11 protein-coding genes are annotated in these 15,676 nt (G+C 63.8%); 6 read left to right on the top strand and 5 right to left on the bottom strand.

Annotated features, from left to right (window positions below; all coding sequences use genetic code 11):
* Positions 1-11 precede the first annotated feature (11 nt).
* From G494_RS0106225 to G494_RS0106235, 3 genes are all read left to right on the top strand, one after another.
* Positions 12-1,799, top strand: coding sequence for an autotransporter assembly complex protein TamA (locus tag G494_RS0106225; protein ID WP_028583836.1), 1,788 nt, complete (start codon positions 12-14; stop codon positions 1,797-1,799).
* On the top strand, positions 1,799-5,326 hold the full coding sequence (locus G494_RS27890) for a translocation/assembly module TamB domain-containing protein (protein ID WP_028583837.1): 3,528 nt from the start codon (positions 1,799-1,801) through the stop codon (positions 5,324-5,326). The genes G494_RS0106225 and G494_RS27890 overlap by 1 nt, the downstream gene beginning before the upstream one ends.
* A gap of 165 nt (positions 5,327-5,491) precedes the next feature.
* Positions 5,492-6,019 carry a nitroreductase family protein gene (locus tag G494_RS0106235; RefSeq protein ID WP_028583838.1) on the top strand — a complete coding sequence of 176 codons (528 nt, stop codon included), beginning with the start codon at positions 5,492-5,494 and terminating at the stop codon, positions 6,017-6,019.
* 33 nt (positions 6,020-6,052) lie between these two features.
* On the opposite strand, the gene G494_RS0106240 is transcribed toward G494_RS0106235, so the two are convergent.
* Together G494_RS0106240 and G494_RS0106245 are read right to left on the bottom strand one after the other, a co-directional pair.
* The gene (locus G494_RS0106240; protein WP_028583839.1) at positions 6,053-7,741 is read right to left on the bottom strand and encodes a TPM domain-containing protein; all 1,689 of its coding nucleotides are present in this window, start codon (positions 7,739-7,741) and stop codon (positions 6,053-6,055) included.
* Positions 7,741-9,774 (bottom strand): molybdopterin-containing oxidoreductase family protein, encoded by a 2,034-nt coding sequence (locus tag G494_RS0106245; protein ID WP_028583840.1) that lies wholly within the window; start codon positions 9,772-9,774, stop codon positions 7,741-7,743. The genes G494_RS0106240 and G494_RS0106245 overlap by 1 nt, the downstream gene beginning before the upstream one ends.
* Before the next feature lie 238 nt (positions 9,775-10,012).
* Between G494_RS0106245 and G494_RS0106250 the strand changes: the two genes are divergently transcribed.
* Positions 10,013-10,399 carry a cupin domain-containing protein gene (locus tag G494_RS0106250; protein WP_232362497.1) on the top strand — a complete coding sequence of 129 codons (387 nt, stop codon included), beginning with the start codon at positions 10,013-10,015 and terminating at the stop codon, positions 10,397-10,399.
* 35 nt (positions 10,400-10,434) lie between these two features.
* Here G494_RS0106250 and G494_RS27240 read toward each other — a convergent pair whose 3' ends face one another.
* From G494_RS27240 to radA, 3 genes are all read right to left on the bottom strand, one after another.
* Positions 10,435-10,596 (bottom strand): LiaI-LiaF-like domain-containing protein, encoded by a 162-nt coding sequence (locus G494_RS27240; protein WP_167331678.1) that lies wholly within the window; start codon positions 10,594-10,596, stop codon positions 10,435-10,437.
* A 237-nt stretch (positions 10,597-10,833) separates the two neighbouring features.
* A complete protein-coding gene (locus G494_RS22230) occupies positions 10,834-11,445 on the bottom strand; it encodes a hypothetical protein (protein WP_035245627.1) in 612 nt (203 codons plus the stop codon).
* Between the two features lie 82 nt (positions 11,446-11,527).
* Positions 11,528-12,895, bottom strand: coding sequence for a DNA repair protein RadA (radA, locus tag G494_RS0106270; RefSeq protein ID WP_028583842.1), 1,368 nt, complete (start codon positions 12,893-12,895; stop codon positions 11,528-11,530).
* 475 nt (positions 12,896-13,370) lie between these two features.
* Here radA and pyk point away from each other — a divergent pair, with 475 nt between their 5' ends.
* Complete coding sequence (gene pyk / locus G494_RS0106275) at positions 13,371-14,813, top strand: pyruvate kinase (RefSeq protein WP_035245629.1); 1,443 nt, start codon at positions 13,371-13,373, stop codon at positions 14,811-14,813.
* A gap of 8 nt (positions 14,814-14,821) precedes the next feature.
* The gene (gene pgl, locus G494_RS0106280) at positions 14,822-15,523 is read left to right on the top strand and encodes a 6-phosphogluconolactonase (protein ID WP_035245631.1); all 702 of its coding nucleotides are present in this window, start codon (positions 14,822-14,824) and stop codon (positions 15,521-15,523) included.
* Positions 15,524-15,676: the final 153 nt, after the last annotated feature.

The raw sequence follows: 15,676 nt of genomic DNA on the forward strand, positions 1-15,676 counted from the left end.
ACAGAGCGGTCATGGTCCTGCGCCACTGCAGCCATAACGGTCCTTCCCGGGCAGGCTCCCTGCTGCCGGCGCTCCTCTCCCTGCTCCTGCTCTGCTGCTGCCTGCCGAACCTGGCCCTGGCGCAGACCGGGCAGGGGCCCCGCATCCTCCTCCACGGCCTCCCGGATGAACTCCGGGAAAATGCGCTGGCCTCACTCTCCCTCAAAAAATACCAGCAGCAGGCCCCCTACTCCAGCCGGCAACTGACCGGCTACCTGAACAAGGCACCCCGGGAGATCGAGCGGGCGCTGCAGCCCTTTGGCTACTACTCCCCACGAATCACCATTGAGCGGGAGCTGGAGTCCCAACCGCCGGTCATCACCATCAGGGTGGAACCAGGGCCGACGGTACGGGTCGAACAGGTCACCATCAACTGTCCGGGTGAGGGCTGCGAGGATCCCTGGCTCCGGCAGCTGCTTGCCGAGTTTCCCCTGGGCCAGGGGGATATCCTGGACCAACGCCTCTACACCCAGGGCAAACAGCGCCTGGCCACGGCAGCCCTCAACCAGGGCTATCAGCAGGCCCGTTTCAGCAGACACCGGATCGACGTCCGCCGACAGGAGGCAAGCGCGACCATCACCCTGACCCTGGAGTTGGGTCCCCGCTACTACTTTGGTCCCATCACCTTTGAGTGCGACTTCCTGGATCACGGTCTGCTGGAACGGATTGCCCCGTCCAGGCAGGGCGATCCCTTTTCCCCCCGCCTCCTGACCCGGATGCGCCAATCCCTCTTGGCCAGCGGCTACTTTGCCACTGCCGAGGCCCGCTATGACCTGGACCAGGCCCGTGGCCGCCAGGTGCCCATCACCATGCTCCTCACCCCGGGAGTAAACAACCGCTACGGGGCCGGGCTCGGCTACGGCACGGATACCGGTTTTCGGGGCCGCCTGGACTGGTACAACCAGCGGCTCAACCGCTACGGTCACCAGCTGGATATCCAGTTGCAGCCCTCCCAGCGCAAGAGCCACTTTGGCGGGGTCTACACCATCCCCATCAGTAACCCCAAAAAGGAGCGTTTATCCCTGGTGGCCAAGTGGGAAAACGAAAACTTTGACAATACCGAGACCAAGGGCTGGAACTCCACCATCGGCTATGACCGGCTCACGGATAAGGGCGAGCTGAGTCTCTTTGTCCGTTTCCTTGACGAGGACTTTGTCGCCGGCCTGGACAGCGGCCACGCCACGGTGCTGAGTCCCGGCGCCCTGGTGAGCTGGCGCTGGACCGACAATCGCATCAGAGCCGATCACGGCCTCAGTCTCAGCGCCAGGTTGATCGGCGGCGATCACAACCTGCTCTCAGATACCACCTTTACCCAGGGGACCCTGCAGGCCAAGGGTATCCTCTCCCTGTTTCGCTCCTTGCGCCTGATCTCCAGGGGAGAGATCGGTGCCACCGCAGCCGACGAATTCTATGCCCTGCCGCCCTCGCTACGCTTCTATGCCGGTGGCGATCAGAGCGTCCGCGGCTATGGCTACAAACGGATCGGCCCTGAAGACGCTGCCGGCAACGTCATCGGCGGCCGCTACCTGTTGACCTACAGTCTTGAGCTGGAACAGCAGCTCTTTGGGGAGTGGGGGGCAGCCCTCTTCTTTGACTCCGGCACCGCAAGCAACTCCTGGGATGAGCTCCGGATGCGCCAGGGCGCCGGAATCGGCCTGCGCTGGAGCGCCTCCTTTGGCCAACTACGCCTGGATATCGCCAAGGCCCTGGACCAGGGGAACTGCTGGCGGCTCCACTTCACCATGGGGGCGGACTTCTGATGCGTGCAATCCTCCGCCCGGCCCTGGTGGCCCTGCTCCTGCTGACCAGCCTGATCGTGCTCTGCTGCGGCTACCTCAGCCTGAGCACTTCGGGCCTGAGCACCCTGCTGCACCTCGGCGAGCTGCTGCTGCCCGGCCGACTGGTGGTGGACCAGGTCCAGGGTTCCCTGCTGACCGGCGCCAGGCTGAGCGGCCTGAGCTATACCGACCAGAACCAGAGCATCCGCACAGCCGACCTGGAGTTGCTCCTTGACCCCAGCCAGCTGCTCCGCCGTCGCCTGACCATCAGTCGGCTCGAGCTGGGCCGCGTTCAGTACCGGGAATCACCCCCTGCCGCAGAGAGCTCGGCGAGCCTGCCCGGGCCACTGCCCCGGATCTCCCTGCCCCTGGAGTTGGAGATCAGAACCGGACAGCTGGAGGGGCTGGAGATCCTGGCCGCCGACGGCAGCAGCCGCCTCAACCTTGGTCCTGTTCAGCTGAACAAGACCCTCTTCAGGGAGACCAGCCTGAGCATCGGCTCCCTCCAGCTGCAGCAGGAGCGACTCCGCCTGAACCTCCGGGGCAGGCTGACGACCCGTGGTGACTACCCCCTGGCCCTGGAGCTTGACTATCGTCTCCAGCCTCCCGGCTGGGAGGAGCTCGCAGGAAGGGCCCATCTCGAAGGCCCCCTGTTCCGCCCCTCTCTCCAAGCCGTCCTGGAGCAGCCCTTCCAGGCCGAGCTGGAGGCAAGATTCGAGCTGGATGCCCCCAGCCCTCAGTGGCAGTTTCGTGCCCACAGCAGGCGAGTCTGCCTCGCCCTCCTGCAGCAGGCTTGGCCGGAGATCGCCCTGGACGAACTCAGGCTGCACGGCTCAGGCAACCTGGAGAGAACCGGGCTTAGCCTGAGCGGAGAGATCGCTCCGCCCACGCCCCCCCACCGTCCCCCTGCTTCCCTTCAGGCCGAGCTGGAACTGAAAACAACAGGTCTCACCCTCCGCCAGCTGCAGCTCAGGCAGGGGAAGAGCCTTCTCCAGGGCAGTGGGGCCCTCTCCTGGCAGGAGCGGCTCTCCTGGCAGGCGGACATCTCCGCCAGCAGCATCGATCCAGGTCAATGGTACCCCCGGTGGCCGGGAGCCTTGGAGCTTGAGACCCTCAGCATACAAGGTGGGCTTCAGCCCCTGGATGGCCAGGACGGGCAGACCATCCGGACCACCATTTCCCTGAACGGGCTGCAGGGGCGACTCCGAGGCTACCCGGTCCAGGCCCGGGGGAGCGCCCAACTCGACGGCGCCACCCTGGAGCTGCGCGACCTGCAGCTGAGCAGCGGGGCCGCCCGGCTGGCTCTCCAGGGGGTATGGGGTCCCAAGCCTGCACTGCAATTCCGACTGACCGCCCCCAGGCTTGAAGAACTCTGGCCGGGACTCTCCGGCAGCGGCAATGGCCAGGGGTCCATCCAGGGAAACCAGGCCCGCCCGACCCTGATCACCTCCATGGAGGCTGCAGGGCTGCACTGGCAGCAACTGGAGCTGGCAACCGTCTCCCTCCAGGCAAGAACCGGCTTCACCTCGGACAGCCCCCTGGCCCTGCACCTCGAGGCCGAGGGACTCAAGGTGCAGGGCCAGGATCTTGATCAGCTCCAGCTCAAGGCTGCAGGCACCCTCAGCCAACCCCGTATCCAGGCAAGGCTCAAGGCCGGAGAGACGGAGCTGAGCCTGAGCCTGAACGGCGAAAAGAACAGCCAGGGCTGGCAGGGCAGCCTCCAGGAGCTCCAGCTCCAGGGCCTGTCAAGGGCCGAGTGGCGGCTCGACCAGCCAGCCGCCCTCCACTGGCAGCCAGGCGCGAAGGGCGGCTTCAGCCTGGAGCAGGGCTGCCTGGGCAGCGATCTGGAGGACAAACTCTGCCTCTCCGGCTCCTATGGACCAAGCCGCTCCTGGACCATGGCAGCCACGATTCCCGGGCTCTCGCTGGACTCCCTCCACCCCCTCTTTCCCCAAGCCCTGGTCCTGGAGGGCGATATCCGGGGCTCGCTGACCCTGGACGGCCGGGGAGAGGAGCTGCAGCAGGGCCGATTGCGTCTCAAACTGGAGAGAGGCGCCTTCCAGCCCCCTGCAGAGATCATCACCACGGAACTGGAGCTGCTCCACCAGCTCCAGGCCCAGCTCAGCGCCGACTATGGCAGGGGGCTACTCCAGGCCAGCGGGAAGCTGCTGCTGGCGGACCAGGGCCGCCTCAACTCCAGCCTGAAGATGAGCCTTGACCAGGCAACAGCTGCGGGATTCAAGAATGCCCGGCTGGACGGCAGGCTTGTCCTCGGGTTCCGGGACATCTCGGTGATCAACCCCCTTATCCAGGAGTATGGCAGGATTCAGGGAGCCCTGAACGGAGTGCTGGCCATCGGCGGCTCGGCCAGGGAGCCCGAACTCCGCGGCCACCTTGATCTTGAACAGGGCCAGGGGCGCATCTTCCCCCTGGGGATCAGCCTGGATCCGCTCTCTGCCAGGGCCGAGCTGGCTGACAAGCAGCTCAGCCTGCTGGCGACCGCCGGCTCCGGGCCCGGCTCCATCACCATCAGCTCCACCCCTCTCCCCCCGGGCCAGGCCCTGGAAACTCTCCACCTCCGGGTGGAGGGCAAAGACTTCGAGCTGATCAACACGGATGAGCTTCAGGCCCTGGTCACGCCTGAACTGGAGATCATGGTGGATCGCCGGGAGGCGGTCATCAACGGCACCATCACCTTTCCCCAAGCCGAAATCAGCTCAGGAGAAGAGGACGGGGTGATCCACCCCTCCGCAGATGTACGGGTGGTGGATGAGCCTGGCAAAGAAGAGTCATCGCCCTGGGCCCTGCGCAGCGACATAACCCTGCGGGCCGGCGAAGAGGTCCGTATCAATGCCAAGGGGCTGCGGGGACAACTCCAGGGAGAGCTGCAGATCGAGAACAGCCGAGGAGCACTCCCCACGGGGAGCGGCTCCCTGCTGATCCGGCAGGGCGGCTTCAGTCTCTACGGGAAACGGCTGGATATTGACCTGGGCCGCCTGATCTACAGCGGCGGCCCCCTTGACGACCCAGGACTGGAGATCCGGACGGAGAAGCGCCAGGACGGCGTGACCGCAGGCGTAGAGATCGGTGGTTTTCTCAGTGCTCCGGAAATTCATTTTTACTCCTCCCCGCCCATGGAACAGTACGAGATCATCCAGCGACTGCTCAACGGCAGCAACGAACCGGGAGAAGGGACAGATACCAGTGGGGTGGTGAGTGATCTGGCCGAGCGGGTGGGATTCGGCGCGGTGAACAGGGTGGTGCAACGCTCAAAAGAGCTGCTCCATATCGACAACATCCAGCTGAGCCCTGACCCGGGACTGGAGAGCGTCTCCCTGATCATCGGCTCCTGGCTGACCCCGCGCTTCTATATCAGTTATGGCCGTAACCTGCTGGACGATTCAGCCAGCTTCTTCACCCGCTACTCCCTGGGCAAGGGTTTTTACCTGAAAACCGAAACCGGCAACGCCCAGAGCAGCGGTGATATCTCCTATGAATTCGAGCAGTAACTCTCTGGAGCCCCAGGCGGTGTTCCTGCTCTGCTCCGAGAATAAGGGCCAGGGAACAGTTGACGCCCCCCTGGCTCGAGGGTATCTCTGGGACCATATACCCGGGGAGAGGCAGCAGCACCAAGACCCGGGCGTTCTTATCAATCCATACCTGACGAGGCTATCATGCTGATCAAGCTCTTACGAAAACGACGTAGTATCCGCCGCTTTAGCAACCAGGCAGTCAGTCGCCAAGACCTGGACCTGCTGCTGGAGGCAGCCCTCCGCTCTCCCTCTTCCAAGGGGATCAACCCCTGGGAATTTCTGGTCATCCAGGAGCAGGAGACGATCAGGCAGCTGGCCACGGCCAAGCCCCATGGCGCCGCCTTTCTCAAGAATGCGCCCCTGGCCGTGGTGGTCTGTGCCGATAGCAGCAAGACCGATGTCTGGGTGGAAGACGCCTCCATCGCCGCCCTGATCCTCCACCTGGCTGCCGCGGACCTGGGCCTGGGTTCCTGCTGGGCCCAGATCCGCCTCCGGGAGCATGACGCAGAAAAGAGCGCCCAGGAGTACCTGAGCAGACTGCTCAACCTTCCCGAGCAGATCATGGTGGAGGCCATCATCGGCATCGGCCACCCGGTGGAAGAAAAACCCGGTCATAGCGAGGAGAGCCTGCTCCAGAACCAGGTCCACTTCGAGCGCTTTAGCAACTAGGGACAGGCGCCCTCTCAGGAAGTACAGCAGGGACTAGTTGTTTTCCAGCCACTCCCGGAAGCGTCGTTTTCTGAGCTCAGGCATCGAGGCCTGGCTCTGCACCCTGGCCGCATGGCTGCGGTAGCGCTGCCGGTATTCGGCCCTCCTGGCCGGGGAGCCTGCCAGGTTGGAGAGCCAGGCATAGCTGAAGGCCAGGTAGTAGTGGGCATAGGGGTCCTCCCCCTCCAGGACCAGGGTCTGTTCAAAGGCCCGGGCAGCCTGGAGGTACTGTTTCTGCTGATAGTGGAGATAGCCCTGCAGGTTATAGACAAAGGGCACAGCCCCTCCCAGGGCCACGGCCCTGTCCAGAGCCTCCAGTCCACTCTGATACTGATAGAAACCGTTGACATGGGCCAGGGCCAGGTAAGGGTAGGGCCGCGGATCTGCAGGCTCAAGGCGGACCGCCCTGTTCAGGGTGGTCAGGGCCTTGCGGCTCATGGAGGTCAGGGCGTAGAGGCGCCCCAACTCGAGCAGGACGGCAAAGTCCTCGGCTCCGGCCGCCCGTGCCTCCAGCTTGAGGATGGCGGCGGCCAGGGCCGGATCTTTGCCGAGCTGATAGCCTTCCGCCCCCAGGGAGGGAAGATCCTGGCCATAAAAACGAAAGGCCTCCCAGAGCAGCTCCATATAGGGATGCTCGCCAAACTCCACCCCCCAGGTGGGTGAGGGCCCCATGCGGATGAACCGTTTCTGGTGGACCAGATCAAACTGCCAGCCCTCGGGGGTCCGGCAGAACAGAAAGGGGGCATTGTCCCAGCCCTGGCGCCGGCCGAAAAAGATCACCGCATAATCGCCCTTCTCCAGGACCTGGTAAGTCCGGTTGCGGTAGGTGGCATACTGCTCCTGCAGGCCTTGCCGGTCCATGGTCGCAAAGTCGCGGTAGGCCAGGCGGCCGGTGGGGAGCAGCAGCTGGAGGTTGGGATCTCGCTCCATGGCCTGCCAGCGGCGCAGCATGATCTGCCAGGCCTCTTCCGGGCTCTTTCCCGCCGGATAGGCCGGATTGAGGCGGGCCTGGCCGGCGACCTGGCCCCCGGTCGCCTGGAGACGGAGGCCGGCCCCGGCGCCCTGGGAGAGGTAGCGGGCCTCCAGCTTGGCCACCGCCTCCTGGCTGGGGATCTCCTCTTCCAGGAGCTGGACCCGGGCCTCCACCTCCTCCAGCAGTGCCACCAGGCCGAGCTCCAACTGACCGGCGGCAAAGCGGGGCGGCAGTTGACTGCGCTCCACCCTGCCGGTAAAGAGGTCGGTCAACACCCCTTCCAGCTCATGGCTGATCTCCAGCTTGACCTCCTTACTCTCCTCCACCAGGAGCAGGAGCACCCCGCCTCGGGAGGCGTCCTGGCCGATCCGCCAGTTGCTGAACAGCTCCACCGCGGCCTGGCTGGTGGTATAGCGTCCCTCCAGGGTGGGCAGGAGGACGATCACCATCTCCAGATCATAGCGGTTCTTCAGGGACTGCAGGGCCTGAACAGTGGATTCGCGGAGATCCTCCAGGCTGCCCAGAGAGTCAAAGAGCTGCTGCCCTTCCTCGGGCCGGCTGGCCAGCAGCTGCTCCAGAGAGGGCTGCTCCCGGGAGCAGGCCGCGAGCTGGATCAGGACAAGGAGCAGCGAGAGCGCAGCCCGGAGCGGGACTGACCAGCTGCCCCCCCTGCCCTGTCCGGGCCGCAGGCCGAACCGCCACGGTCCCATCAGGGTCCCTCGTCCACCGGGGCCAGGCCCACCAGGGACTCGTGAAAGGTGGCGCCACCTCCCATGTCGCTCACCTTCTGGGAGGTGAGGTCGTTGATCGCCGCACCCTCATCGGGGTGTTCCACCGACTCCTGGGGCCAGAAGAGCCCCTCGGCCACCACCAGCCCCGGCTGGGTATCGCTGCTGATCCTGGCCAGACGCTGGACCCGGCCCCGGTGATTGTAGAGCCAGACCCTGGTCTGGTCACCGATCTTCAGGGGAGCTGCATCCTGGGGATGAACCAGGACCTCGCCGACGCGCCCGGGATAGCGCTCGCCAAAGGTGGAGTTGAGCAGGTCGTCATGGGGCGGAATGATCAAGCGCAGGGGAAACCTGGCCAGCAGGTCCGGATCGGTAAACTCGCCGCCCGGCGTCAGGCAGGGTATGGAGGGCTCCGGCCCGATCCCGGAGGGGGCGAAATCATAGCTGCCGCCCAGCTGGATGAGGGGGCCCTCGGGGGAACAACTCCTGCTGGAAAGCACCGGCTGACCGGCCAGGACCTCCTCCGGATCGATCCCTTTCGGGAGGCCCTCCAGATCCTGGAGATAATCAAGGATCCGCTCCTCGCAGCTCTGGAGAAAAGGCGGATCGCTGAAGCCCATCTGCCGGGCCAGCCCCTGGAAGAGCTCGAAGTTGGACCTGGCCTGCCCCTGGGGTTCCACCACCGGTCGAGCAACCTGGAGATAGAAGTGGCCATAGCCGCTATAGAGATCATGGTTCTCCAGGAAGGTGGTGGCAGGCAGGAGCAGATCGGCGTAACGGGCCGTGGGGGTCATCAGCTGCTCATGGACCACGGTGAAGAGGTCATCCCGGGCCAGCCCCTGACGCACCATGGTGGTGTCCGGATTGGCGGACAGGGGGTTGGCGTTATAGACCACCAGGGCCCGCACCGGCGGCTGCAGCCGGGTCAGGGCATGTCCCAGGTGGATCATGTTTACCCTCCGGCTGGCTTCGCTGGCCAGAGCAGGGTAGCAGAGTTTCTCCTGTTTGCCCCGAAAGGCGCCGCTGAAGAGCAGCACCCCCCGACCGGGCCCACCCCGAAACAGACCCAGGCCGGCGGCCAGGGCGGTGATGGCCCGCACCGCCATCCCGCCGCGGCTGTTGCGGCTGAGCCCCACCCCAATGCGGACAAAGGTCTGCGGGTTGCTCACCAGGAGGCGGGCCAGGTTATGGATCGCTGCCCGGCTGATGCCGCTCTGCCGGGTCAGCTCCTCCCAACCCAACTCACCGAGGTAGGCGGCCAGGGTGGCAAATCCCCGGGTATGCTGCCGGATAAAGGCCTGATCCAAGCCCTGATCCTGAATCAACTGCTTGAGGAGCCCCAGGGCCAGGGCCGTATCCCCCCCGGGCCTGACCATCAGGTGCTCATCGGCTGAAGAGGCCGTGGCATTACGATAGGGGTCAATCACCACCAATCGGGCCCCCTGCTTCCTGGCCCGGGCCACGTACTGCCAGAAATGGAGGTTGGTGACCTTGATATTGATCCCCCAGGCGACCACCAGGCTGGCCTCTGCAGCCTGTTCCGGGGGACTTCCCGGGAGGGTAGCGCACTGTTTTTCCCAGCCGCTGCCGGCTGCTGCAGAGCAGATGGTCTGCTCCAGCCGGGAGGCGTTGAGCTTATGGAACAGGGGAAAGCCGGCAAAGCGGTTGACCAGCCCCATGTTGCCGGCATAGGCGTAGGGCAGGATGGCCTCGCCGCCGTAGCGCTGTTGTACCTCCTGCAGCCGCTCTGCCATCAGCTCCAGGGCTGCATCCCAGCTGATGGGCCGAAACTCGGCCGCGCCCTTGGGGCCCACCCGGAGCAGGGGTTCCAACAGCCGATCTTTCATGTAGAGCCGCTGGGGATAGCCCCGCATCTTGCGACAGATCACCCCCCGGGTGTAGGGATGCTCCTTATCCCCGTTCAGCTCGGTAACCCTGCCTGCCTCCAGGGTGGCGATCATGCCGCAGCTGTCCGGACAGTCCAGGGGACATACGGTTCTTTTGGTCTCCATGGCTTCCTCCCTCGCTTTTGCTCTTCAACCGGCAGCGAACGGCACTGCTGCCGCCCCTTTGACTCTGGCCATCCCTCCACCTGCCTTGCTCTCTCCCGGGCAGGGAAAACAGAGATCAGCGGCTATGATCCATTTTCCGATGACAGCCTTTTTCAGTATCAAACGAAAGGCAGCCGTGGTAGATTCCTACCCTAGCCAGCCCCACTCCTCCACTCCTTTCAACCCAGAGAGCACCACCGTGTCCAAACACCCCGAGACCATAGCAGCCAGCCCCCAGGTCAGAGAATACTACTTCCGGGAAGGCTGTTATATCAGCGAACTCCACAACCAGCCCGGGGACCAGGCCTGTTCCGTGGCCAGGGCCAGGGTCACTGCCGGCACCACCACCCGCCGCCACCGGCTCAGCGGTATCACCGAGCGCTACCTGATCCTGGAGGGCAGCGGCCTGGTCGAGCTCGGCAGCAGCCCTCCCCGCCCGGTCCGGGCCGGCGACAGCGTCCTGATCCCGGCCGGGGTCAGCCAGCGGATCACCAACAACGGCCAGGGCGACCTCCTCTTCCTGGCGGTCTGTACCCCCAGGTTCCAGGAGGCCTGCTACCAGGAACTGGAAGAGAGCGAAACCTGAGCGCTCTCCAGCCCCTGGTGCCCAAGCGGCAAGAGCTACCTTCCCCGCAACTGCAGCACCCCCACCACGATCAAGATCAGGGGCCACCACTCGCGGAGGATGGCCCTGATCTGCCCCATGGGGAGAAAATCCAGGTTGGAGAGGAGAAAGAAGGTCCCCACCACGATCAGAAGAATAGGGATCAGCTTGCCCCGCATAGCAGTTCATCCTTTAGGCCACCTTGAAAAAATGCTTTTTCTTCCAATCTCGGCGTTGCGCTCAAAGTTTTATCCTCGGAATATCAAATATATGCCTGCGGTAAAATTTATAGCGCGCCTTGACCTTGATCGAAAAATCTAATTTTTCAAGGTACCCTTTAAAGTTCATTTCATTGCTTCCTCCGCCCTCAGCCGAGCGGAGGACCCTGTTTCAGCTCTCTTGACCAGCGCTGCGAGTCAGCTTCCCGGGGGCGGCGGAGGCGGCCCCTGCTGCGTGGCCGATGGCCCGGGCAGCTGACGGACAATCTTGGCCTCATAGACCGAGAGCACAAAGAGGGTGGCAAAGGGGGTAGTCAGGAGACTGCCCAGGACCATGGAACTCCCCAGGGAGGAGAGGACCAGATAGACCGCCACCACCGCGACATGCTCGCTCAGGGGCTGCTCCATGGCCATACGCGAGCTTTCCTGCAGGGCGTCAAACAACCCCAGCTCTCGATCGGTCATCAGAGGCAGCATGTAGATGCAGAAAAAAGAGACCGCCACGATTACCAACAGCCCGGGCAGGACCAGCATGGCCAGGCCCACGACCACGGCCAGGGCGATCAGCAGCCCGAATCCCAGCAGGGGGAGAAAGAGCTGCATCTGACCGAAGAGGTCCCGCACCTCGGGCTTTCTTCCCTCCCGCACGGCCAGGAGCAGGGACTGCATGTAGCCGGCCGCCAACACCGGCGCCAGAATTCCAAGGCTCAGCATGGAGCCGCCCATCAGGACCACGGTGACCATCAACAGCGAGGGCAGAAAGGTGGTAAACACCTGCCATGACCGCTCAAAGTGTAGCTTGAAATCCATACAACCTCCATTGTGTTTCTATAAGCCGCTTCAACACCTCAAGGAGCCCCCCGGACTGCGGGGCAGCTCCCAAGAACAGGGCTCAGCCCTGAAAGAGATAATCCGCCAGCTGGTTCACGGTCCGTACCGGCACGCAGGTCATCCCCTGCCGTGCCTGCTCGTCACTGGCACGGAGACTGGATTCCGGCATGATAAAGGTCCGAAACCCCAGACGCCAGGCCTCCTGCAAGCGCTGCTCCATCTGGCCAACCGCCCGGATCTCCCCGGCCAGGCCCACCTCGCCGCAGACAACGGTGGTGGGAGCCACCTCCTTTTCAAAGAGACTGGACAACAGCGCCACCACCACCCCCAGATCGATGGCCGGCTCATCGATGCGGATGCCGCCGGCGACATTGAGAAAGATGTCATGGTCAAACAGGGTGACCCCCAGTTTCTTCTCCAGGACCGCGGTGAGCAGGGCCAGGCGCTGGGGATCGGTGCCGATGGCGGTGCGGCGGGCGTTGCCCGGATTGGAACGACTGACCAGGGCCTGGACCTCCACCAGGATGGGCCGGGTCCCCTCGATACTGGGCAGGACCACGGAACCGGGCACATGCTCGGGCCGTTCCGCCAGAAACAGGGCCGAGGGGTTGGCGACCTCGGCCAGGCCGCTCTCCTTCATCTCAAAGACGCCGATCTCGTTGGTGGAGCCGAAACGGTTCTTGACCGTGCGTACCACCCGGAAGACCTGGCCCCGGTCACCTTCAAAGTAGAGCACCGTATCCACCATGTGCTCCAGCACCCTGGGGCCGGCGATGGCGCCGTCCTTGGTGACATGGCCCACCAGCAGCACCGGCAGCCCCCTGGTCTTGGCCAGGGTCAGCAGCCGGGCAGTGGATTCGCGCACCTGGGTCACCGAACCCGGGGCACTTGCCACCTCTTCGCTGAACATGGTCTGGATGGAATCCACGGCCAGCAGGACCGGCTGCATCTCGCCGGCCAGCTGGATGATGGCCTCTACGCTGTTTTCTGTGGAGATATAGATATCCGGGTTGTCGATCCCCAGACGTCTGGCCCGCATCTTGATCTGCCGGGCCGACTCCTCTCCGGTCATATAGAGGGTCTTGGCATCCTCACGGCTGAGGGCGGCCAGCAGCTGGAGGATCAGGGTGGACTTGCCGATCCCGGGATCACCCCCGATAAGGATCATGGAACCGGGTACGATTCCCCCACCCAGGACCCGGTCCATCTCAGCGATGGCAGTGACCAGCCGGGCCTGCTCGGCCAGATCACCTCCAGCCAAGGATTCCGGGGCCGCAGGTTGCTGCCTGCCATAGCGGACCTGGGCTTGTTGCTGTTCCGCCAGGGTATCCCAGGCGGAACAGTCCGGACACTGTCCCAGCCATTTTCTGCTCTCATGTCCACACTGACTGCAGATAAAGACCGGCTGCGCTCTCTTGCTCCGACTCACCGCTGCTCCTCGTTGCTCTGCCGGGCCCCAGGCCTGACCCTTTTTTTATTTGCTCTTGCCTGGCCCGGGATTGCCCCGGCGACCGGCTTGATTTCCCTTGGTAAAGACACCAAAGAACCTTATGGTATACCCTGTGGTGCCTCAGATACCCGTATGTCACCACAACTGTTCCGGGAAAGCAAGTGAAAGGGGAGCTTGAAGAGGGAGATATTTGCCCTCCCCTCCGTCCCACTGCAGGTTCCAGGAGCGGAAACAGGGCCCCCTGCAGGGCCTTCGTCAAGACGGCCCTGGGGAGGAGAGTGCGGTTCTCTGGATGGACGTCATGACCGAATCCTCACCATCCCTTAACTTCAAGCTAAGCCCAGGAAAACAACAGAACCCTACCTTGACAAGGAGAGGAGGCCAGTCCGAGACAAGCTCGGAAACACGGATTGAGACAACAACCACCCCATCCCCTGCCCCCAAGGAGAAGATCATGAGTACCAAGCTGCTCCCTGCACATAAGACCAAGGTGGTCTGCACCATTGGCCCGGCATCGGATTCTCCGGCCATGCTGGAAAAGCTGATCGAGGCGGGCCTCAATATCGCCCGCCTGAATTTTTCCCACGGCGATTTCAGCTCCCACGGCGAGCTCATCAGAAGAATCCGGGCTGCCGCCGACAAGGTCGGTACCCGGGTGGCCATCATGGCCGACCTGCCCGGGCCCAAGATCCGGATCGGCCGCCTGGTCAAGGAACCGGTGGAGATCAAAATCGGCAGCCCCTTTACCCTGACCACCGAAGCCATCATGGGGGACTGGGAACAGGTCTCGGTGACCTTCAAGCCCCTGCCCAAGGTGGTCCGGACCGGGGACACCATCTTTCTCAACGACGGCCTGATCCAGCTGCGGGTCGAAGAGGTGGATGGCCCCAGGGTCCACTGTATCGTCACCGTGGGCGGCAACCTCCGCTCCCAGAAGGGACTCAACCTGCCGGGCATCGACTTGGGCATCTCCGCCTTCACCGCCCATGATCGGGAGTGCATGGCCTTTGCCCTGGAACATGGAGTGGACGCGATCAGCCAGTCCTTTGTCAACGATGCCGCCGACATCAGGGCGGTGCGCAAGGCAGCCAAAGAGATGGGTTACCAGCCCTTCATCATAGCCAAGATCGAACGCGCCTCCATCCACGAGAAGATCGACGAGATCCTGGAGGTGGCCGACGGGGTGATGGTGGCCCGGGGTGACCTGGGGGTGGAGATCCCCATCGAGGAGATCGCCATGATCCAGAAGAAGATCACCAGCAGGGCCAACCTCTTTGGCCGACCGGTGATCACCGCCACCCAGATGCTGGAGTCCATGACCAGCAACCGCCGCCCCACCCGGGCCGAGGCCACGGATGTGGCCAACGCCATCCTCGACGGTACCGACGCGGTGATGCTCTCCGAAGAGTCTGCCCTGGGCAACTACCCCCTGGAGGCCACCCGGATGCTGGTGCAGATTGCCCAGGCCACCGAGCCCCATCGCACCCGGCTCAGCTACACCAAGACCCCGAACCAGCCCATCTACCAGCCCATCCGGGAGGTCGACTACATCGCCTCCAGCGTGAAGAGCATCATCCTCCAGTCCAACGATGTGGCGGCCATCCTCTCGCCCACGGACAGCGGCCTGACCGCCAGACGACTGGCCCGCTTCAAGCTGCCCACCTGGATCCTGGCGGTCAGCGCCAATGAGCAGACCTGCCAGGAGCTGCTCTTCAGCTACGGGGTCTTTCCCATCTATGAGAGCAACCACCCCTTTGACTGGACTGATTTTGCCAGGGACTATGCGGTGCGCTACAAACTCCAGGGCAGCTGTATCATCCAGACCGAAGGGCCCTCCCCGGAAAATGCCAACCGCAACCACAAGATGGAGATCATTGATCTGCGGGAGATCTGCTAGGAAACCCCATGGCCAGGCCACGATTCATCTGCTGTGATGACCGCCCAAACCTGATCCAGACCCTCTCCAGGGATATCCTCCGGGCCCTGGAGCAGGGCCTGCTCCGCCAGGACCAGGTGAGCATGGTCCTCTCCGGCGGCAGCAGTCCGCTGCCGCTGTTCCGGGAACTGGCCCGGCAGAACTTTCTCTGGCCCAGGGTAAGCATCACCCTGGCCGATGAACGCTGGCTGCCCCCGGACTCGCCCGAGAGCAACGAGGGTTTGGTCCGCACCACCCTGCTCCAGCACCAGGCAGCTGCGGCCGCCTTTAGCGGCCTCTACAACGGCGCAGCCTCTCCCCAGCTGGCAGAGGCCGAGGTCAGCCGCCGCCTTGCCCTCCTGCCCCGCCCCTTTGAGCTGGTGCTCCTGGGCATGGGCGAGGATGGCCACACCGCCTCCCTCTTTCCCGGCAGCCCGGAACTCAAGAGGGGCCTTGATCGTACCGAACCGGTTCCCTGCTGCGCTATCAGCCCGCCCCGTGCCCCCCACCTGCGGATGACCATGTCCCTGGACAGCCTGCTGGACAGCCGGAAAGTCCTCCTCCTTTTAACGGGAAAACAAAAGCTTGCGGTCTACAACCAGGCCCTGGAGGGCACCGATCCCGAGGAGATGCCCATCCGGGCCATCCTTCATCAGGAGGAGGTGCCGGTCTCGGTCTACTGGGCAGCATGAGGCCAGCTTGATAAGGCCAGCTTGAAGAGTTGCGTTCTCTTCCAAGTCCGGCCTTGCCTGCAACAACTCCCCCCCCCGGAAGATCAAGCAGAGAGATACGGCAAAAGGTGTGCGGCCTTGACCTTGATCGAAAAATCTCCTTTTTCAAGGCTT

The organism is Desulfogranum mediterraneum DSM 13871, assembly GCF_000429965.1.
Lineage (GTDB): Bacteria > Desulfobacterota > Desulfobulbia > Desulfobulbales > Desulfobulbaceae > Desulfogranum > Desulfogranum mediterraneum.